17 protein-coding genes are annotated in these 20,468 nt (G+C 49.8%); 12 read left to right on the plus strand and 5 right to left on the minus strand.

What is annotated here, in order from left to right:
* Entirely contained in the window at positions 1 to 834 is an 834-nt protein-coding gene (locus B5E67_RS09060; protein ID WP_242956901.1) for an HAD family hydrolase, read from the plus strand.
* Positions 835 to 1,505: 671 nt separating this feature from the next.
* Here the strand turns inward: B5E67_RS09060 and B5E67_RS09065 are convergent.
* Positions 1,506 to 2,315: a helix-turn-helix transcriptional regulator gene (locus B5E67_RS09065; RefSeq protein ID WP_158098866.1), complete on the minus strand. Its 810-nt coding sequence runs from the start codon at positions 2,313 to 2,315 to the stop codon at positions 1,506 to 1,508.
* Positions 2,316 to 4,118: 1,803 nt separating this feature from the next.
* Between B5E67_RS09065 and mobV the strand changes: the two genes are divergently transcribed.
* Together mobV and B5E67_RS09075 are read left to right on the plus strand one after the other, a co-directional pair.
* Positions 4,119 to 5,105 (plus strand): MobV family relaxase, encoded by a 987-nt coding sequence (mobV, locus tag B5E67_RS09070; protein ID WP_087384836.1) that lies wholly within the window; start codon positions 4,119 to 4,121, stop codon positions 5,103 to 5,105.
* Positions 5,106 to 5,123: 18 nt separating this feature from the next.
* Complete coding sequence (locus B5E67_RS09075; RefSeq protein WP_087384839.1) at positions 5,124 to 5,309, plus strand: hypothetical protein; 186 nt, start codon at positions 5,124 to 5,126, stop codon at positions 5,307 to 5,309.
* A 161-nt stretch (positions 5,310 to 5,470) separates the two neighbouring features.
* On the opposite strand, the gene B5E67_RS09080 is transcribed toward B5E67_RS09075, so the two are convergent.
* Positions 5,471 to 6,232 carry a DUF1829 domain-containing protein gene (locus B5E67_RS09080; protein ID WP_158098867.1) on the minus strand — a complete coding sequence of 254 codons (762 nt, stop codon included), beginning with the start codon at positions 6,230 to 6,232 and terminating at the stop codon, positions 5,471 to 5,473.
* Positions 6,233 to 6,305: 73 nt separating this feature from the next.
* Complete coding sequence (locus tag B5E67_RS09085) at positions 6,306 to 6,698, minus strand: hypothetical protein (RefSeq protein ID WP_087384842.1); 393 nt, start codon at positions 6,696 to 6,698, stop codon at positions 6,306 to 6,308.
* Between the two features lie 787 nt (positions 6,699 to 7,485).
* Here B5E67_RS09085 and B5E67_RS09090 point away from each other — a divergent pair.
* The 5 genes from B5E67_RS09090 (at position 7,486) to B5E67_RS09110 (ending at position 14,379) form a co-directional block, all read left to right on the plus strand.
* Positions 7,486 to 8,790, plus strand: a complete 1,305-nt coding sequence (locus tag B5E67_RS09090; protein ID WP_087170146.1) for an RNA-binding domain-containing protein — start codon at positions 7,486 to 7,488, stop codon at positions 8,788 to 8,790.
* 26 nt (positions 8,791 to 8,816) lie between these two features.
* Positions 8,817 to 11,747, plus strand: a complete 2,931-nt coding sequence (locus B5E67_RS09095; protein WP_087384845.1) for a DEAD/DEAH box helicase family protein — start codon at positions 8,817 to 8,819, stop codon at positions 11,745 to 11,747.
* A gap of 584 nt (positions 11,748 to 12,331) precedes the next feature.
* Positions 12,332 to 13,045 carry a tyrosine-type recombinase/integrase family protein gene (locus B5E67_RS09100; protein ID WP_087384848.1) on the plus strand — a complete coding sequence of 238 codons (714 nt, stop codon included), beginning with the start codon at positions 12,332 to 12,334 and terminating at the stop codon, positions 13,043 to 13,045.
* On the plus strand, positions 13,042 to 14,010 hold the full coding sequence (locus B5E67_RS09105) for a site-specific integrase (RefSeq protein WP_087384850.1): 969 nt from the start codon (positions 13,042 to 13,044) through the stop codon (positions 14,008 to 14,010). Before B5E67_RS09100 ends, B5E67_RS09105 begins: the two co-directional genes overlap by 4 nt.
* Before the next feature lie 54 nt (positions 14,011 to 14,064).
* Positions 14,065 to 14,379 (plus strand): DUF6809 family protein, encoded by a 315-nt coding sequence (locus tag B5E67_RS09110; protein WP_343286520.1) that lies wholly within the window; start codon positions 14,065 to 14,067, stop codon positions 14,377 to 14,379.
* A 56-nt stretch (positions 14,380 to 14,435) separates the two neighbouring features.
* Here the strand turns inward: B5E67_RS09110 and B5E67_RS09115 are convergent, their stop codons facing one another.
* Together B5E67_RS09115 and B5E67_RS09120 are read right to left on the minus strand one after the other, a co-directional pair.
* Positions 14,436 to 15,098, minus strand: a complete 663-nt coding sequence (locus B5E67_RS09115; RefSeq protein ID WP_087384851.1) for a zf-HC2 domain-containing protein — start codon at positions 15,096 to 15,098, stop codon at positions 14,436 to 14,438.
* Positions 15,095 to 15,565 carry a sigma-70 family RNA polymerase sigma factor gene (locus B5E67_RS09120; protein WP_087384853.1) on the minus strand — a complete coding sequence of 157 codons (471 nt, stop codon included), beginning with the start codon at positions 15,563 to 15,565 and terminating at the stop codon, positions 15,095 to 15,097. The genes B5E67_RS09115 and B5E67_RS09120 overlap by 4 nt, the downstream gene beginning before the upstream one ends.
* 414 nt (positions 15,566 to 15,979) lie before the next feature.
* Here B5E67_RS09120 and B5E67_RS09125 point away from each other — a divergent pair, with 414 nt between their 5' ends.
* The 4 genes from B5E67_RS09125 to B5E67_RS09140 are packed head-to-tail and all read left to right on the plus strand — an operon-like array spanning position 15,980 to position 20,442.
* Complete coding sequence (locus B5E67_RS09125) at positions 15,980 to 17,038, plus strand: Fic family protein (protein WP_087384855.1); 1,059 nt, start codon at positions 15,980 to 15,982, stop codon at positions 17,036 to 17,038.
* 6 nt (positions 17,039 to 17,044) lie between these two features.
* Positions 17,045 to 18,541 carry a class I SAM-dependent DNA methyltransferase gene (locus tag B5E67_RS09130; RefSeq protein WP_087384857.1) on the plus strand — a complete coding sequence of 499 codons (1,497 nt, stop codon included), beginning with the start codon at positions 17,045 to 17,047 and terminating at the stop codon, positions 18,539 to 18,541.
* Entirely contained in the window at positions 18,541 to 19,779 is a 1,239-nt protein-coding gene (locus B5E67_RS15615; protein ID WP_158098868.1) for a restriction endonuclease subunit S, read from the plus strand. Before B5E67_RS09130 ends, B5E67_RS15615 begins: the two co-directional genes overlap by 1 nt.
* Complete coding sequence (locus B5E67_RS09140) at positions 19,780 to 20,442, plus strand: hypothetical protein (protein ID WP_087384859.1); 663 nt, start codon at positions 19,780 to 19,782, stop codon at positions 20,440 to 20,442. It abuts the gene before it with no gap.
* The last annotated feature ends 26 nt before the right edge of the window (positions 20,443 to 20,468 follow it).

Below are 20,468 nucleotides of genomic sequence, written 5' to 3' on the forward strand. Positions count from 1 at the left end.
GTGACCCTGCAAGCATTTGCCAAACAAAAAGATTACCTGATCTGCGTGGACTCGGACGGCTGTGCCATGGATACCATGGACATCAAGCATTTCCGCTGCTTCGGGCCCTGCATGGTGGAGGAATGGGGGCTGGAACAGTGGTCCGAGCCCATCCTGAACCGCTGGAACGCCATCAACCTCTATTCCGGCACCCGCGGCATCAACCGGTTCAAGGGCCTGGCTATGGCCCTCACCGAGATCGACAAGGTTTACCGCCCCATCGAAGGGGTGGCCGAGCTGGCCGCCTGGGCCGAACACGCCCCCGAGCTGTCCAACCAGGCCATCGCAGAGGCGGCCAAAACCGCAAAAGGCCCCTGCCTGGCCAAGGCTCTGTCCTGGTCCCAGAAGGTGAACGCCGCCATCGACGCCCTGCCCGAGAGCGATAAGAAGCCTTTCCCCGGGGTGGCCGAAGCCTTGGCTGCCGCCCATCAAGCGGCGGACGTGGCTATTGTGTCCAGCGCCAACCGGGAAGCTGTGGAAGAAGAATGGACCCGCTGCGGCCTGCTGCCCTCGGTGGACGTGCTCTGCTGCCAGGACAGCGGCTCCAAGGCCGCCTGCATTGCCCAGCTGAAAGCCAAGGGCTATGACCCCGCCCACATCCTGATGGTGGGGGACGCCCCCGGCGACCAGGCCGCCGCCCAGAAAAACGGGGTTCTGTTCTACCCCATCCTGGCCCGCCACGAGGCGGACAGCTGGGCCGAGTTCACCGCCAAAGCCCTGCCCGCCCTGCTGAGCGGCGGTTATGGCCCCTACGGCGAGGAAATGGCCAGGCGTTTTGAGAAGAACCTGCTGTAATCTTCTCCTTTTCTCACCCATGGCCGGCAGGCTGCACCGCCCGCCGGCGGAGACCGGCTCCTTCTGACATTTTCTCAACTCTTTTTATCCTTTTTTCTTCTCTTTCTGACTGAGGACACATCCCCATTCTGTTCTCAAAACAGAGAAACCCGGACTCCCCTTTCCATGCCTTGGGTGAGTCCGGGTTTTTTATTTGGTTTCACTTCTGCAACAACACCGCACTTTTGAGCATGAATGGGAATGGGTGGAGATATGGGCAATCTGGATTTCGTGCCCGCACAGAATAGCACCGGAAAAATACATTGACCGGTGCTGAGGGCTTTGTGTATTCGATGCTTGATCTGGAATACGAAAAGGCCGGGGTGATTTCAAAGAGAGGTATCCCCTCTTTGGCTCTGGGTTTCCAATAGGGGCGAGCAGCATCCCTGTTGGCACACGACTTTGGAACCAAAGTCTAGTGTGTTATACCTTTGTGCAGCAGACGGCAGCTGCGTGGGGCAGTTCCGCTCTGCTCTCCTCACAACAAGGTGCCCCCGCGGGGCAGCAGAAGCGGCAAAGAAAGGCTGACAGTTTGTGCCTAAAAGCACAGGTTGCCAGCCTTTTGCTGTCTGCGGAACAAAGGTATATAAAGCCCCGCCGCAGCGGATTATCTTACGTCTGGTACTCCCCTATCACTTTCTTGGGTGCTTTCCCCTCTGACTGGTCCCGCTTTTCAGGAGGCTCGATTTTCGGCTTATTTGAATCAGCCACTGCTTTTCGGTGTCGGTTAGTTTGTTGTAAGGCAGGTGAATTTGCTTACAGAAAATCATAATCCATTTCTGGAAATCGCTGCCTTCCGTTTCGGAGATGCTTTCAATGTACTCTTTGAGCGAGGCGGCATCATCCGCAGCAGCACTCCCCTGATCTCCGCTGTGTGCCTGTTTCAGATCCTTTAGGATGCGCTCCACATCGTCGCTGACCACTCGGGCAAAGTATTCATCCTCGTCAATTTGGGCAGCCTTTAATGTCAATAGGGTGTTGTCCTCTTCGGGGTGGTACTTTTCCAGAATAGCGGTTCGGGCGGATTCCAGCAAGCTGTTCAGATTGCGGATCTGCATAGACACTATGCCATCCACGTAGATCTCCATATCCGCCATCAGCCGGGCAAATTCAGGGTGGGCGATTAGCTCCGACAGGAGCCGGTTGTTGACCTTTCCACTGCTCAATACGTCCACTGCGTCATCACTCAGATGCAGGTCTGCAAGACTTGTCCCTGAGTGTTTTTTATTTTCGGTCAAACCCAGCAGATAATCCAAGCCTACGCCGTAGAGCGCCGCCAGCTTCTCCAATGCCCCCAGGTTGATATCCGGCTTTTTGTCGTTTTCGTAGTTGCTCAGCGTGGACTTTACAATCCCCGTCTGTTCAGATACCTGTTCCAGCGTCAGGTTATGTTCCCGCCTCAGATCGGTGAGTCGTTCTCCCGTGGTTAGTTTCGTCTGCATTGATTCACCTCCATTGTTTTTTATTTTACCATATTCGATCTGTCGAATTGGGTCGAAGGAACGAATTCCTCGATGTTTTGAACACATATCCGTTTCGTCCATAATCGTGGAAAACGGCTGTCAGAGCGCCTTTACTTTAATTTATGGAAAAATCAGGAAATCAAAATTTTCCTGCTATAATAGCCTTCACAGATAAGTGAATGACCGTCCTCACCGCCCAAACCGCGACGACCTCCACCCGGAGCGAGCGCCCGAAAGGGATGGCACAGCGCCCTCAGAAATGAGCGGTTGCCTGTCAGAAGCGATGAGGGAGACCGGCAGAGATTGATGAAAAGGAGGTATGTAACGAAATGTTACGCACCTGGCAGGACCGGCACAGCTCCCATCCAGACATAAAAGGAGGTGTACCCCGAATCAGGGTACACCTTCTCTTTTCCGACACCACAGTCAAATGGGCCGCCGCGTATGGAGCTATCTGATAATCGAAGTACCTGCACGGCCTAAGCCTGCTCCCCCATCCTCGGGCCGGTAATTCTGTATATGGGAAAACTTGGCCTTTTCGCTATGTACGTATGTACAAGGTCAGTACAAACCTATTTGGTGAAAGGCTCCAGAGGGTGTAACCGTTTGTTACTCCCTTGAATTGGTTGTGACCAATTTGGTCACAACCAAATGAAAAATCACCCCCACTGTTCCGGATTAGATGGAAATCGTGAAGCACGACATCCTTACCATGCCAGAAAGGGGACGGCGAATCACCGACCCCATCATTTTACAGAGGATTTCCTTTATATGGGAGAATGGGAGAACTTGCCCTTTTTGTTGTGTACCTATGTACGAGATTCGTACAATGGCTACGGCAAATATCCTCCAGGCACAGCGCTTTATGAGTCTAAAGTAGGCGTGTTCAAATTGAACACACCTATAAAATCCACAGTCTGAGTTCTGAATCAAGCAGCCAAAATCCGATAGATGAGAGGATTTCGCCCTTTTGCTATGTACGTGCGTACAGAACCTGTACATACGTACATAGCGAAATCCCCAAAACGTGCTATATACGCAATCCTTTACGTTCCTGAAGTGGTTGTGGACATTTTGTCCACAACCACTCGGATTTGACCAGGTTGTCACGGTGACAACTCGGTTTTGATGGCACTGGACAAAATGTCCTGTGCCACTGAAGATCTCCGAAAGCTTTAAGACTCTGAACTAGGTGTCGACAAAATGTCCACGGTCTTTTTATTGGATAACCTTTTCGGAAGTGCATTTGCGTTGATCCCAATTCTTGTAATCAAGTGGTCATTTTGACCACTTGATCTTGCACAATATCTGTATGCACGTATATAGCGAAACCCCCAAAACGCGCTATATACACAATGCTTTATGATACTGAACTGGTCTGGGTCATTTTGACCCAGACCAACCGGGTTCCGATTAAGTCCCTATTTGGACTTACTAAAAACCAGGTTGTTTCATCTCAAAAGCAAATCAGTAAGTTAAAGTAGTCGGATTCATTTGAATCCGACTACTTTATTTGCGTAAAGTTCGGACAGCAACTCTATCATACTGTGCCCGTTGGATCAAGTTATCATTTTGATAACTTGATTTTGAGAGCACGGTTGTCTCAGTTATTAGACTTATAATCAAGTGCTCAAAATGAACACTTGATTTTGGTTCAGTTGGTGCTGGATAAAATGTCCAGCACCACTTTTATAGTCGAAGCTCATCCACCTACCTAAAAGAAAGGAGTTTTTACTATGCCCGTCATCAATACGATTGAATTGCCAAAAAGGAGGGCCGTCATTGAGCCAACCACAATACGCTATCATGCGCTTTGCCAAGTACAAGGGGCCGGAGATCACCAACATCGAAGCCCATAACGAGCGCAGAAAAGAAAAGTACGCCAGCAACCCCGATATTGACCTTTCCCGCAGCAAGCAAAACTTCCACCTGATTAAGCCGCCCCAGCGCTACCGGGCCGAGGCCGAGCGACAAATCAGCGCTGCCGGCTGCCGCACCCGAAAGGACAGTGTTCGGGTGGTGGAGGTGCTGTTCACCGCCACACCGGAATTCTTTCAGGGCAAGAAGCTGCCTGAAATCCGGCAGTACTTTGAAGAAGCGCTCCACTTCCTGGAGCAGTATCAACCCAAAGAAACGATCATTTCCGCCGTGGTGCATATGGACGAGAAGACGCCCCATATGCACCTTTCTTTTGTCCCCTTGACGCCAGATGGGAGACTCAGCGCCAAAGAAATTGTAGGCAACAAAAAGAAGCTGAGCTGGTGGCAGGACAAGTTCTGGGAGCACATGGTCGTCAAATACTCCGACCTGGAACGCGGTGAGAGCGCCAGCCAAACGGGCCGCGACCATATCCCGCCCCGCATTTTCAAGGAGATGGCTCACCTGACCAAGCAGCGCCAGAAGCTGGACCAGCTGCTCGCTGGCATCGGTCCCTTGAACAGCAAGAAGCGGGCCACCGAGATTTCAGAATTGCTGGACGGTTATATCCCGGCCGTGGAGAAGATGCGGACCCAGCTCAAAAAGTACAGTACAGCCTTTACCAGTACCAAGGCTGAGAATGAAAAGCTCAAGAAGAAAAATAAAAAGCTCTCGGAGTCCCTGGACGAGGCGACTCACGAGAGCGTTCTGAAGCAGCTGAAGGATGCCAAGCTCCAACGGGAGTATCAGGAGACCGTAGTCATTCTTGAACGCATTCCCAAAGAGATTCTGGATGCGTATACCCACATGGGAACCACAGAACGTGATCACCCCATGAAACAGGGCTTATGAGCATTGGGAGGTAATCATTTGGCAAAAAAGAAAGCGATCAATGATTACGGCACCGGCATTCCACAGCGCGAGATGGAAGCGCTGGCTCGAGTCCTGCTGCCGGAAATTGAAAAATTTTACGCCAGCGAAGAAGGTCAGCGCCAGTTTGCTCAGTGGAAAGAGGAACAGCAGCTAAAACAGCAGAACCTCCCTATGGCTGGGTAAGTAAATTAATTTTCAAGTCTAGTGCTCAAGTGAGCACTGGACCTACATAATACTAAATCATCGTATATCAAAGGTAACCCTCAAAATAGAAAATGTGCCTTCTTTCAATCAGGGAAGAAGGCACATCTTTTTTACCGGACTGGGAACTATTTTAGGGAAGATCAGGATGCTGCAAACAATTGCAAATTACTGTCCTTGTTTCGCTCACTCCATCGAACTACTTTTGCTTCATAATTTAAGAATGCATCCTCAATTCCTTTGGCAATTGTATTTTGATCGTTCAAAATTACAATCAATTGGCTATCATTTCTTCTTGCAGGTTTCGTATCATTCCAGGCAAACAAAATATTTCCCATACTTGATTTATTTGGATTATTAACTGCTTGGCAAAGCCTTTCTGGCTTTGTTTTACTTCTTTGCAACAAGAAATCATAGTTATGAGAAAATCCGGAAATTCCAGTAAACTGAACATTGTCCGAATAAAAAATATCCTTTTCTGAAAAGAATTCCTGAATATCATCAAGAAAAAGCGAGCTCACCTTGGCTTTAGAAATTGTGAACATATCATCAATTCGCAGCATTGCCTGAATAAATAGGTGCTTTTTCTGTGCAAAAGAACTTACAGGAGCCTTACAAGTCAATTCATCTCCTTCAAGTTTTACACCGTACTGATTTAATATTCGTTGTAGATGCTTTTTCCGTGCCGCTGTAAATTGAAATCCTTCCATCTTCAAATTTCGAATTGTGGCACTATCATCTGTAAAGTAAATATCATTTTCGATTTGACGCACATAAATTTGAAGATAGTCATTCGCATTATCCAAATAAGGAGTTGTAATCTCGTAATACTCTCCTACTTTTTCAAATGTAATCTCCTGTTTCAGCCATGATGCGTAATCATCAATAAGTTTTTGAATATCCAAGATTCTCCCTCCTTTCATTACAATACTTCAAGTTGATAATTGATTTGTGGTTGCTCAACAACATTAAACTTTGTCAAAAAAGCAATCGTATTTTCCACAAAAGTATCTTCTCGGATATCTTCTGCTGGAAAAGCATAACCCCGCCCATATTCTTCTGTATATATATATGCCAGTGACTACCACAAATCTTTTTGCCATCCGGGTTATAATGAATGGTAGTTGGATTGATATGAAGCTCCAACAGCATTGTTCCATTTTTTCTGATGCGGGCTCCAATATTATACTTAAAAGGTTTGATTCTGCCTCGGTATATTTTTACGGCAAAAACATCCTTTTTAGTATCCCCAATAACATCAAATTCTTCCTCGCCGCCACAGCTGGGGAATCCCACTTCAGCAACCAGAGAACGCTTTGTCATTTCAAGGAGTCTATGCGCTTCTTCATTGGTAAGTTTAGGAACGCTCATCTGATTACCTCCCCTATTTTGTTTAGTGTAGCACATAATCCCTGTTCATTCAATACATGGCAATTATTTAGTAAGGTTTCTTTTTCGACAAATACTGTCCTATGAAACCTATAGACTATGGTTTTGAAACTTTTCTCTTCCCAAGACAGCACAGCGAATAACAAGTTCTAAAAGGCTTATGTCATCGGTCAAGAAAAGTCCCTTGAGCAATGGAAAAGTGCCTCTGTGCCCCTTAAAATCCGGTCACTGCGCCGCAAAGGCGGGCTCTCCCCTTTCCTCGGAGGAAAGCCCGCCCTTTCCGCTCACCGCGTCAAATCCAGGTTCTCGGTAGAAAGAAGAAATCCGAACCCGTCTCCCACCGGGAAGATCAAGTTCGGATTTCTATCTCTTGGTCGGAGTGGCGAGACTCGAACTCGCGGCCTCCTGCTCCCAAACGTGTGTCAGAACTTTCAAACAGCACTCTGCCGCCCTCTTTGACGCTTTCTGTTGCTCCGCCAGTTCCTCTTTAGAACTCTTTTGCCCTGCTTGTTTCAAGAAAATCTTTCGTCTTTTGGGATTTGTGTGGGATTGGATTCTGTATATTAAAAGATGTTCCGTCCGGTTTTAGGGGGCGATGACAGGACGGTTCATCTCAGAGCAGAGGCGCAGGAAATACGCCGCATAAACAAAGAAATACTCTGGACCGTGGGCTTTGACAACACGGAATAATTCTCTTGTCAGATGAATACAAATTGACAAGAATGACAAGAATGATTATAATGACAACTAAGAAAAGGAGGCGCTGTGTATGGCATTTGTTGAGAGTGAAGTTGTTGAACTGAAAGCAGAGGTCGTGGGAGATATCTGCAAAGAAGTCATTGCCTTTGCCAATACAAAAGGCGGTACGCTGTATATTGGCGTCAGCAACGATGGAAATGTCTTGGGGGTCAAAAACGCCGACCAAGTCATTTTGCAGCTAAACAATATGATTCGAGATTCCATCAAGCCTGATGTGACAATGTTTGTGGGCTACGAAAACCAACACGTCGGCGACAAGGATATCATTGCTGTGACCATTCAAAAAGGAACCGACCGGCCCTATTATCTGGGCAGTAAGGGATTGAAACCCAGTGGGGTCTATGTCAGAAACGGCACATCTTCTGACCCGGCTACAGATACTGCGATCCGAAGAATGATCAAAGAAACCGATGGTGACAGCTTCGAATCCATGCGTTCGCTGGAACAGAACCTCAGCTTTGAAGCGGCAGAGAAGCAATTTGAAAAGCAGAATATCCCATTTGATGCTGCAAAAATGCAGACCCTTGGGATGATTTCTGCAGATGGTATCTACTCCAATGTGGCGCTGCTCCTGTCCGATCAGTGTCCCAGCACCATTAAGGCGGCGACCTTCTCGGGAGAAGATAAAGGAACTTTTCAGGACAGAAGGGAATTTGACGGTTCGCTGTTTCAGCAAATGGAGGAGCTGTACAGCTATCTGGATATGCGTAACCAGACAAAGGCAACTTTTGATGGGCTATACCGAATCGACACACGGGATTATCCGGAAGATGCACTGCGGGAAGCGCTGCTGAACTCGCTGGTCCACAGAGACTATTCCTTCCGTGCAAGCACCCTGGTCAGTGTATATGCCGACAGAATTGAATTTGTCTCTGTAGGCGGACTGCTTTCCGGCATTGAACTGGATGACATTATGCTGGGACTCTCGGTTTGCCGAAATCCCAAGCTGGCAGCCATATTTTATCGTCTGCAGCTGATTGAGGCATACGGCACGGGTATGCCTAAAATTATGAACGCCTATGGGGAGACGGAATTGAAACCAAAAATCGAGGTATCAAGCAACGCATTCAAAATCACGCTGCCAAACAGGAACGCCGGCGCAAATCATACAGAGACATTGATTGGCACGGTCAAAGGCGATGAAAAGCGGATTCTGGATTTCATTGGTTCCCATGGCCATATCGTACGCCGTGATGTGGATCAGCTGCTGGATGTAAGCCAAGCCACAGCCAACCGAATTCTGAAACACATGGTCGCCAAGGGCCTGATTTATCAGGATGGAAACGGCAGGAAAACAAAGTATAGACGGAAGTGACTGTGGGTGTGGAGGGGGGACTGTGTATGAATAGAAAAGCGATCATCAATAACCGGGAGTATGCGCTTCTTGAAATTGTCCCGTCTCTGGATGGAGGGCAGGCGCTGCTTCTCTGTGAAGATGAAAACGGCAAAAGGGCGGTATGCTCCGAGCCGCTGTGGCGCAGCTGTGCGCTAACGGATGTGCAGTCTGCTCCGGTTCACGCACACAGCTCCTCACAGGAGAAAATCGAGTATTTCCTCTCTGTTTTCAAAGGGCGGGAAGATGTATATGCACGCCGATATCACAGCACGACCACCGGGAAAACCGGTTACACCCCAGTCTGTAAAAATGAATGGGCGCATGGCCTGTGTGATAAAAAGAAATACAGGTGCGTAGAGTGCCCCAACCGTGAGTTTCGGCCACTCACGGCCGATGTGGTCAAGGCGCATTTGATGGGCCGTGATGCTTTGTGTAGAGATGTGGCGGCAATCTATCCGATGCTGGAGGACAACAGGACCTGGCTGTTGGCTGCGGATTTTGATGAAGAAAACTGGAAGCTTGATGTGACTGCATTTTGCAAATCCTGCAAAGAAGCAGGACTTGTACCAGCAGTGGAACGCTCCCGTTCCGGAAACGGCGCACATATCTGGTTTTTCTTTTCGGAGCCTGTTTCTGCCGCCGATGCCAGGCGCTTGGGGACCGGTTTGCTGACCCGAACCATGTCGTGCAGACATGAGCTATCCTTTTCATCCTATGACCGGTTGTTCCCGTCTCAGGATATTGTGCCGAAGGGCGGCTTTGGGAATTTGATTGCCCTGCCATTTCAAGGCCAGGCGCAGAAAGACGGAAATTCTCTGTTTGTGGATGATCACTTTGAGCCTTATCCCGATCAGTGGGCGTTTCTGTCCTCCCTGCCCAAAATTACACCGGAACAGTTGGAAGAATGTCTGGGGAAACTATGTCATCATGGCGACATGGGAGAACTGGAAGATGCTGGGGAGAAGCAAGTGCCATGGAAGCGCAAGCGAACCCAGACAAAACTGACACACAGAGATTTTCCGCTGCAGGTAAGCCTGTATAGTTCCAATCTGATCTATATTGAGAAAAAAGACTTCTCTCAAGGGGCATTGAATACGCTCAAGAGACTTGCGGCGTTTCCAAATCCGGAATTTCGCTCCAAGCAAGCCATGCGCATTTCCGTTTATGGCGTTCCTCGTGTTCTGGACTGCGGCTATGAAGATGAGGAATACATCGGCCTTCCCCGTGGTTGCATGGATGAGATTCTGGGGTTATTTGATCAATATGAAATCCCTGTCATTCTGGAAGATCACAGATCACTGGGACGTTCCATTGATGTGGAATTCAATGGGGTGCTGCGCCCAGAACAGGAACCTGCTGCCCAGGCCCTGCTTGCCGCAGACATGGGCGTTCTCTCAGCAACTACTGCGTTTGGAAAAACTGTGATTGGCGCCTATCTGATTGGACAGCGCAAAGTCAATACTCTGGTATTGGTGCAGTCCAGCGCATTGCTGGAACAGTGGAAATCCTCGCTGGAACAATTTCTGAATGTTCATGAGGTTCTGCCGGAACTTCCAAAAAAGCGCGGCAGGAAGAAAAAACAGTACCTCATTGGCCAAATCGGCAGCGGAAAGAATTCCCGCAGTGGGATTGTCGATATTGCCACCATGCAGTCCCTGCTTGAGGGAGAAGAAAAGACGGTAAAGTCTTTTGTGACAGAGTACGGAATGGTCATTGTAGATGAGTGCCATCATGTGGCCGCATTCACCTTCGAAACCGTGCTGAAAGCAGTTGAAGCCAAATATGTTTACGGTTTGTCTGCTACTCCTGTCCGCAAGGACGGTCATCATCCCATCATCTTTATGCAGTGCGGCCCTGTCCGGTATTTGGTGGACGCCAAAAGTCAGGCAGAAAAGCGAAGCTTTTCTCACATTGTAATTCCCAGATTTACACGCATGAGGCTACCAAATGCCAATGGGATTCAGGATATGTACGTCGGAGTAATTGAAAATCAAAACAGGAACGAACTGTTGGTGTCAGACACTTTGAAGTTGATACAGGAGGGGCGTACACCGATTCTGCTGACGGAGCGGAAGGAACACGCTGTATTGCTTGCTGGTTGTCTGTCGGATCAAGTGAAAAATGTCTTTCTGCTTATTGGTAGTGAGAAGCAAAAGGATAAGCGTGAAAAGCTGGCAGCATTGCAGAATGTGTCTGACGATGAGGACGTGGTGGTCGTTGCCACCGGAAAGTATATTGGAGAGGGATTTGACTCTCCGCGGCTGGACACCTTGCTTCTGGCGATGCCCATATCGTGGAAAGGTACATTGGCACAGTATGCCGGACGTCTCCATAGAAATTATGAAGGAAAGCAGGAAGCTCGCATCTATGATTATGTGGATATCCATGTTCCCACCCTGGAGCGGATGTATCATAAACGCCTGAAGGGCTATGCGGAACTGGGATATCAGGTCAAATTCGGTGCAGCGGATCAGTCTGTCAGCGTGATTTACGACGGATACTCATCTATGCTTCCCTTTGAGCAGGACCTGGATGATGCCGCCCGCAGCGTGGTTATCGTCAGTCCTTATCTGCAAAAAGGCAGAATCGTGAAACTTCTTCCCTCTTTACAGAAGGCGGTTGCTTCCGGTGTCGAAATTGCGATCCATACCAGAACGGCAGATAGCAGAGAACTATCAAATCAAGAAAGTGTGTGTGAAGCGATCAAGATGATGAGGCAGACAGGTATTGTGGTCCATACGCACAAAGAACTGAATCAGCGGTATGCCGTCGTTGATGAAAGCGTTGTGTGGTATGGCGGCGTGGATTTTCTTGCGTTTGGCAGAAAAGATACGGATGTGCTTCGGTTCAAAAATCCAGACATTGCCGGTGAGTTCCTGGCACTTTCTGGTCATGCAGAAAGCGAACAGCTTGTCATGGAAGATGTTTCTATGTAGGGGTCGTCTTCGGGATATTTCCGCATTTGGGATTACACGAAATGGAGAAAAGGGGTAGAGAAAAACCGCTGCTTTCTGCTGCTTTTCAATGCTCTTTAACCCTGTTTGGCAGTGTTTGGTCCGGCGTGTGGGGTTCGAATGTCTGGGAATGCGGTCCCAAATGTGTGTCTGAACCTTCAGCCAGCACTTTTACGCCCTCTTTGGCCCTTTCTGCTGCTTCGCCAGTTCCTCTTTAGAACTCTTTTGCCCTGCTTGTTTCAAGGAAACCTTTCGTCTTTTGGGATTTGTGTGGGATTGGATTCTGTGTATTAAAAGATGTTCCTCCCGGTTTGAGGGGCAATGGCAGGCGGGATCACCTCAGTGGAGGGGCGCAGAAAATGCGTCGCATAAACAAAGAATAAAGCCCTACCCCCAAGCAGTCTGAGCGCGGCCCGTCTCCACGCAAATCAATGGCTGTCCCCCAAAGTTATTTCATTCTACCATGCCACCGTACAAAAGACAACAGATGCTTACGCAAGGCGATAAAGTAGTGGCTATTTCTCTCTTTCTGTGATATTGTTCGTTTGCCAAAAGGAGGCGAAGATATGCAGAATGCGAACAATTACACGGTAGGCCAATGGTGCGACCGCTGGTTTTACGAGAATCAGGGCAGATGGAGCGGCAGCACTGTGGGCGGATACCGCAACCTAATCTACCGCCACATTCTCCCCGAAGTTGGGGCCATCCCGCTGTCGGAGCTGACCGAAGACACAGTAACCAGCTTCTATGACAGCTTGCGGAGCCAGGGACTCAGCGTCAGAAGCGTCTGGTGCATCCATCTGCTCCTGCGACGCTGCATGGACGAAGCGGCCCGCGACCAGCGTATCCCCTACAACCCGGTACGGCTCTGTCAGGAGCCACAGGCAGAAGAGTATAAAAAAACAGCCCCCTTGCGCCTGGGCCAGCTCCAGCGGTATCTGAACGTGGCAGAACGGCTTGGCGCACTCCCTCTCATCTACACAGGACTCTCCAGCGGCCTACGACAATGTGAACTTATCACCTTGTCGTGGGCCGATTTTCATATCCGCTGCCGGTACATCCTCAAAGGACAACGCCTGCTGACTCTCAACAGCAGAGCCGAGCATCTTCTGGAGCGGATACCGGAAACCGGCTTCTATGTGTTCCTCAACCCCAAGACCGGAGCGCCGTATCAGCTCCACGAGTTTTACTATCTACACAAGCGGATTCTAAAACAAGCAGGTCTTCCGTGGGTGGCCTTCCGGAACCTGCAGCGTCAGTGCATGGAGGTTGGGATATGACGCTAAAAGACTATATTCTCCTCTGGCAGGAGGTCTACGACAAGAACCAGAGCCGTCCGACCACATACGCAGCTCATGGCTACATATTCAAGAACCACATTCTCCCCGGACTGGGAGAGATCCAGCTCTCTGAATTGACCGTGGAGCAGGTTGGAGATTTCCTGGAGGATCGAAGGCGCTTTGGAGGTCATCGCCCGGAAAGCCCTGAATACCCAGGGCTGGGGGAGCATACCATGCGGCACATCCACCGGTTGCTTCAGCAATGTCTGGATCAGGCGATCCGCGATGGGCTGACAGCGGACAACCCCGCCCGAGCGTTTCACTACCCAAAGCCAAAGAAGGTCAGCGCCAATGTGCTGACGCCAGCAGAAGTGGAGGATTATCTGGATGCAGCGGAGCGGCTGGGCCACCTCCCCATGTTCCTGCTGTCACTGACAGCAGGACTTCGGCAAGGCGAACTGATTGCCCTGAAGTGGAGCGACCTGGACACGAAGGAGCGGACGCTGACCATCACTGAGAAACGCTCGGTGGAACGGCGGGAGCTGGTGGAGTACGAAGGCAGCACCAGAATCGTCAGTCTGACCCCGGAAGCGGTTGAACTCCTGCGCCTGGAACACGCTAAACACCCAGGAAGTCCGCTCATGTTCATGCACCCGGCCACCCAGAGGCCCTACTCACCCCAGATGGTGCGCCGGCTGCATAATGAGATCATCAAAGAGGCCGGGCTGGATCACATTCGGTTCGCAGATCTCCGGCACACCTGCGCCGTCCTATCGCTGCAAAATGGAATGGACACGAAAGAGGTTTCTCAGATGCTGGGCCACTTCAGAACCGCAATGACCCGGCAGAACTATGCACCATACCTGGCCCATACTGCCGCCAAAGGCGAAAACAAGCCCAATGAAGCATCCACGGAAGATCTCAGGGAAGCAGCAAATATTCTGGATAATCTTCTGAAATTCTGATAGATATTCCGCGGAAGGTGTGGTATATGTTTGGGTCACAAGGAGATGATGACGATGGAAAACAAACTGCTTAAAGAGCTGTATGATTACTTTTATGTCCGCCCGGAGCTTGACGAACAGGAGAACGAAGTGGAGGAGTGCCACAAAGCATTGATTGCAGCTTTGGAAAAACCAGAGCGCAAGCTGGTGCTGCGGATCATCGATGCCCAAAACTATATCACAGAACAGACCTCCCTCGACAGTTTTATTGCCGGCTTTGAACTGGCGTGGAGGCTCTCAATAGAACTGCAAAATGACGAAAACGAGCGCTCATTCTCCTGTCGGACCAGGAGAACGGGCGCTCGTTGTGTATGGGAAGATGAAATATAAAATCAGCCTGGACAGCCCTCAAAAAGCTGCCCAGGCATTCTGCTTGTAGGTTTGGTTCAGCGTTCCCACAGAAGGACCGCATCCGCCACGGCCTGCTCAAATTCGGCCTGTGCCAGACCGGGGAGTTCCAGATAATCTCCCACCAAATAATAGACCGCATCTACCTGACGATCCACCTGATAGGTGGCTGTCTCAAAGTCGGTCAGCAGACCGTTTCCGATGCACAAATGTCCATCACGATCCGGCATCACATCCGAGCGAAGGGTACGGTCAAAATAGAGGAAAACAGCATTCCGTCCGTCCACCTCCCGGCTGAAACCGTAGAAAGAATCGTAGCTCCCGCCGTGATAGTAGAGGTCAATTACCTCATCCACCGCAAGCTCTGCCGTTACCAGACCGTCTGTATAGGATACCGGCTGCGGAACATCGGCCGCACCCGCCAAAACAATGGAAAAAATCAGCATGACCGCCACGGCGATCAGGACCGCCCGCCGGCGCCCACGGGAAAACTTCTTCTTCACTCCCTGAAGAACACGGGCTTCCGTTTCCGACTCAGGAGAGAGCGAGGGGACGGGAGCCTCCTCTTTCATTTCCGCCAAAAAGGCGCGGCATTCCTCGCATTGTGCCGCATGGGCTTCGATCTCCTGCTTGCTGGCTTCGCTGCACAGCCCGTCGCAGTATAGAGGCAGCAGGTCGCGGATGATCTCACATTTCATCATAACCCCTCCTTGATTTTCTGTTTCGCACGATAATAAGTCACTCTGGCCCAGTTTTCAGATTTGCCGAACAATTCGCCGATCTGCGTATAGGGTAGTTCCGCAAAGACCCGCAGAGTAAACACCTCCCGGTATGGCTCTGGCAGAGCATGGAGCCGTTGATGGATCTGGCGGGCATTTTCCTGGATGAGCAGATCCTCTTCTACATTCTGCGGGGAAGGAATCTGCTCCAGGGCCTCATCTCCCGCCTGTCGTTTTGCTTTTCTCAAATAGGAAAGCCAACAGTTCTTTCCAATTTGGCACAGCCATACGGACAGTCTGCATTTCCCTTGAAAGGAGGCACTGTGTTCAATGGCACGGCAGAAGGTCTCCTGGGCCAATTCCTCTGCCAGCGCCTGGTTCCCGCAAAGTCCTGTCAGATAGCGGTACACCACGGGGAACTGCTCCTTGTACAGCTGATCAAAATCCATCCACACCACCTCGCTTTCTGCCTATATGACGCACATCAATGCGGGTTATTACAAAATTTGTTTTTATCATTTTATTTTCTGGCGAGAACAACTTTGCCGCTTGTTTTTGAAAGAGTGAGCGATCAAGCAAGCTGTGCGATGAGCACAGACAGTCGGTTGCTGAACATCCGACCTACAGTCACGGCACTTGCCGCCAGCTTCGCCCTGTGGGCCACTGTATGGGTCCGAAGCTGCGGCGGTCAAAGAGATACCCGTACAGGTCCAACAGCCGCAACAACTACTCTTCAAAGGTTCAACTATATCATTTTTGTTAAAATGATATAGTTGAACCTTGACACGAGCAAGATTACTTGATATAGTTTAATTGTATCATTATAAGGAAAATGATGAAATTGACCTAAAGTGAGGTACAGGATGCGCACCTACGATTTTACCAAAAACTATGAGAAGCTGCTCACGCCCGATATCGTGGCCCTGCTGACTCAGATTCATGAATACAAAGGAGAACAAGCCCTATTTATCGAGGCCAAGGCCGATACTCTGACCAAACTGGTGGAGATTGCCAAAATTCAGAGTACCGAGGCATCCAATAAAATTGAGGGAATCTATACCTCGGACGAGCGCCTGAAGAAGCTGGTGCAGGACAAGACCACCCCTCGCACCCGGAACGAGCAGGAGATCGCCGGCTACCGGGATGTGCTGGCCACCATCCATGAGAGCTTTGACTATATCCCGCCCAAAGCCTCCATTATCCTGCAGCTCCACCGCGATCTCTATAAATTCAGCGGCGCATCCTACGGCGGGCACTATAAAACAGCGGACAATGTAATCGCCGAGACGGATACTCAGGGAAATAAAAGCATTCGTTTTCAACCCCTTCCGGCCTGGGAGACGCCGGAGGCGGTGGACAGCCTCTGCCGGGCCTACGAGGAGGCTGTGGGGAAGGGTGACATGGATCCGCTGCTGCTGATTCCCATGTTCATTCTGGACTTCCTCTGTATTCATCCCTTTAACGACGGTAACGGCCGTATGAGCCGACTGCTGACCCTGCTGTTGCTCTACCGGGCAGGCTATATCGTGGGCAAATATATCAGTATTGAAAAACTCATTGAGGAGAGCAAGGAAACCTATTATGAGGCCCTCCAGCAGAGCTCCCAGGGATGGCACGAGGGAACCAGCGACTACGCCCCCTTTGTGCGCTATACCCTGGGCGTAGTGGCGGCGGCCTACCGGGACTTTTCCGCCCGTGTGCAGGTCCTGGCCGTCAGTGGCATGAGCAAGCCGGACCGTATCCGGGAGATCATCAAGGGCACCCTTGGAAAGGTTACCAAGGCGGAGATCATCCAGCAGTGCCCCGATATTAGTAAAATCACGATACAGCGCACTCTGGCCGACCTGCAGAAGAGCGGGGAAATTCTGAAACTCAGCGGCGGACGCTATACCGCCTATATCTGGAACCGGGAAAAGGAGTAAGAGAACATGATCACTGGTGAACTGAAAAACAAGATCGACCGCCTCTGGGAGACCTTCTGGACTGGCGGCATTACCAACCCCCTGGACGTGGTGGAGCAGATGACCTATCTCATGTTCATCCACGACCTGGACGCCGCTGACAACCAGCGCGCCAAGGAGAGCGCTATGCTGGGCCTGCCACACAAGAGCATCTTTGCCGGCGAGGTACAGGTGGGAGAGCGGACCATTCCTGGTAACCAGCTCAAGTGGTCGGTGTTTCACGACTTCCCCGCCGGGCAGATATATTCCGTCATGCAGGAGTGGGTGTTCCCCTTCATCAAGAACCTCCACGCCGACAAGGACAGCGCCTACGCCAAGTACATGGGGGACGCCATCTTTAAAATCCCAACGCCTCTGATGCTGGATAAGATCGTTACAGCCATGGACGAGATCTATGACCAGGCGGACAAGCTCCACGATGCCGATGTCCGGGGCGACATCTACGAATACCTCCTGTCCAAAATCGCCACCGCCGGGGTTAACGGCCAGTTCCGCACCCCCCGGCACATCATCCGCATGATGGTGGACATGATGGCTCCCCAGGCGGATGATGTGATCTGCGACCCGGCCTGCGGCACCGGCGGCTTCCTGGTGGCGGCAGGGGAATACCTGAAGGAGAACCGCAAAGAGGAAATCTTCTTTGATCGCCAGAAGAAGGACCACTACATGAACCACATGTTCCACGGCTACGACATGGACCGCACCATGCTGCGCATCGGGGCCATGAACATGATGACCCACGGCATCGACAATCCCTACATCGAGTACCGGGACAGTCTCAGCGACCAGAACACCGACCGGGAGAAGTATTCCCTCATCTTGGCCAATCCTCCCTTCAAGGGAAGCCTGGACGCGGACATCGTGTCCGCCGACCTGCTGAAGGTGTGCAAGACCAAGAAAACCGAACTGCTGTTCCTGGCCCTCTTTCTTCGGATGCTTAAAGTGGGCGGGCGGTGCGCCGTCATCGTACCCGACGGGGTGCTGTTCGGCTCCTCCAAGGCCCATAAGGATATCCGCAAGGAGATCGTGGAGGGCAACCGGCTGGAGGCAGTGATCTCCATGCCCTCCGGGGTGTTCAAGCCCTACGCCGGGGTGTCCACGGCGGTGCTGGTGTTCACCAAGACGGGCCACGGAGGCACGGATGATGTGTGGTTTTACGACATGAAGGTCGACGGCTTCTCCCTGGACGACAAGCGCACTGAGATGAAGGAGAACGATATCCCCGACATCGTCAAGCGGTTCCATGACCGGGAGGGGGAGAAGGAGCGCCAGCGCACCGAGCAGTCCTTCCTGGTGCCCAAGGAGGAGATTGCCGAGAACGGCTATGACCTCTCCATCAATAAGTACAAAAAGGTGGAATATGTCCCCGTAGAGTACCCCTCCACCCAGGAGATTCTGGCCGACCTCAACGAGCTGGAGATGGAGATCACCAAGGGATTGGCGGAGCTGAAGGAGATGGTGTGATGGCTACATGGGGAGAACTTGAAAAAGCAGGGACAAAATGGAGTAGTCTTGAAGAAATGACTTGGGGGGAATTGGAAGAATTTTGTACGGTTAATCCCAAAACCAAGCAAATCCCAGATGATATGGAAGTGTCTTTTGTCCCTATGCAGAGTGTCAGCGATACTGGCGATGTGCAAACAGATGAAGTCCGAAAAGCATCAGAAGTCAAAAAAGGATTTACCTTTTTTGAGGAGGGAGATGTACTCTTTGCAAAGATTACGCCATGTATGGAAAACGGAAAAGGCGGAATTGCTCGAGGCTTAAAAAATAGTGTTGGCTTTGGGAGTACAGAGTTCCATGTCTTGCATCCGGATCCAGAGAAGGTTTCAAGTGAATGGTTGTATTATTTGACTTCTTGGGATGAATTTCGCAAACAGTGTGCCAGAAATATGACCGGAAGTGCAGGTCAGAAAAGAGTACCTAAATCTTATCTCGAACATTACAAAGTACATCTCCCACCGTTGGAGGAACAGCGTCGCATTGCGGCCACGCTGGACAAGGTCAGCGACCTGATCGCCAAACGCCGGGCGCAACTGGACAAGCTGGATCTGCTGGTCAAAGCCCGGTTTGTGGAGATATTTGGGGATCTTGCGGCTCCAGAATGTCCCCACAAAAAATGTAAATTGGTTGAAACTTGTGTAAGCTCTGATGATATTAAATGTGGGCCATTTGGAACACAACTAAGTAAAGAGGAGTACCAAGATCATGGTGTTGCGGTCTGGGAGATACCCCAAATCAACAGTTATTTTACTACTCAGCCTACCCATTTTCTCACCGTTGAAAAGGCGGAACAGTTAAAAGCCTATTCTATTATTCCTGGAGACATTGCTATGTCCAGAAAAGGGAACGTCGGTCGGTGTGCGCTTTTCCCGGACAATTTTGATTCCGGCATTATTCATTCTGATGTCTTAAGAATACGAGTGAATAAACAACAGGTAAATCCGTGTTTCATGATGTATCAACTACATTTCAGTGGTGCCGTCCAGCGTCAAATAGAAGTTGTCAGCTCAGGTGCCATCATGGCAGGTGTGAATGTAACAAAACTAAAGCATATCGAAATTCATTTGCCTGATTTTGATTTACAGCAGCAGTTTGCTCACTTTGTTGGAGAAGTAGATAGCGTGAAGTGTTCGATTAACAACAGCCTTGAAAAGCTGGAAACGCTGAAAAAAGCCCTGATGCAGGAGTACTTTGGATAAATGGAGTTGCCAAATATGACTTCTATACGAACACAAATAGATACATATTTGCAAGATATGTTAATTATGCAATTCCATGTATCAAATCGAATAGATCACAAACCGACGAAGGGTGAACTAAGGGAAAAATTTATACACCGAATGATTTTAGAACAGTTTCCAAACTTAAAACTGGAAAGTGGTATTTTGTGTTTTGAAGACTGGCAAAGCACACAAGGTGACTTCCTGTGGTTAAAAGATAGTGCTCGTGTAGGTTCGCTCAAGATTTACGACTTAAACGATTGTAAAATGTTTATGGAAGTTAAAAGTTGCGCTACCGCACCTGAGCTACGGGCCATTGAAACTACCGGCACAATACTTAAGCAAAAACATTCCGACGAAACTCCTATCTCTGTAGGCATGTTTTGCTATAGTACATCTGCACAAGCACGTACTGTTTTAAAGAAGTTTGGATTTCAGTATGATAACGAAATCCAAAGTTATAGCGTTTATCAGTCTGATTTAGACCAAATGAAGCATGTTGATTTTTTGTATAGCCTTAATATTAATGACGACGAGTCTGGAACCCCGTATTTTGTAGTTCGGGATTATCTTGGAAATTGTACGCTATATCAAAATAACCCGGTCATGCAGTACTTTCTTAATTTTTTTAGGGCGAATTAGTTATTTGAACGAGAGGTGACGCTTTG

The sequence above is a fragment of the Faecalibacterium sp. An122 genome, from assembly GCF_002160895.1.
Taxonomy (GTDB): domain Bacteria; phylum Bacillota; class Clostridia; order Oscillospirales; family Ruminococcaceae; genus Faecalibacterium.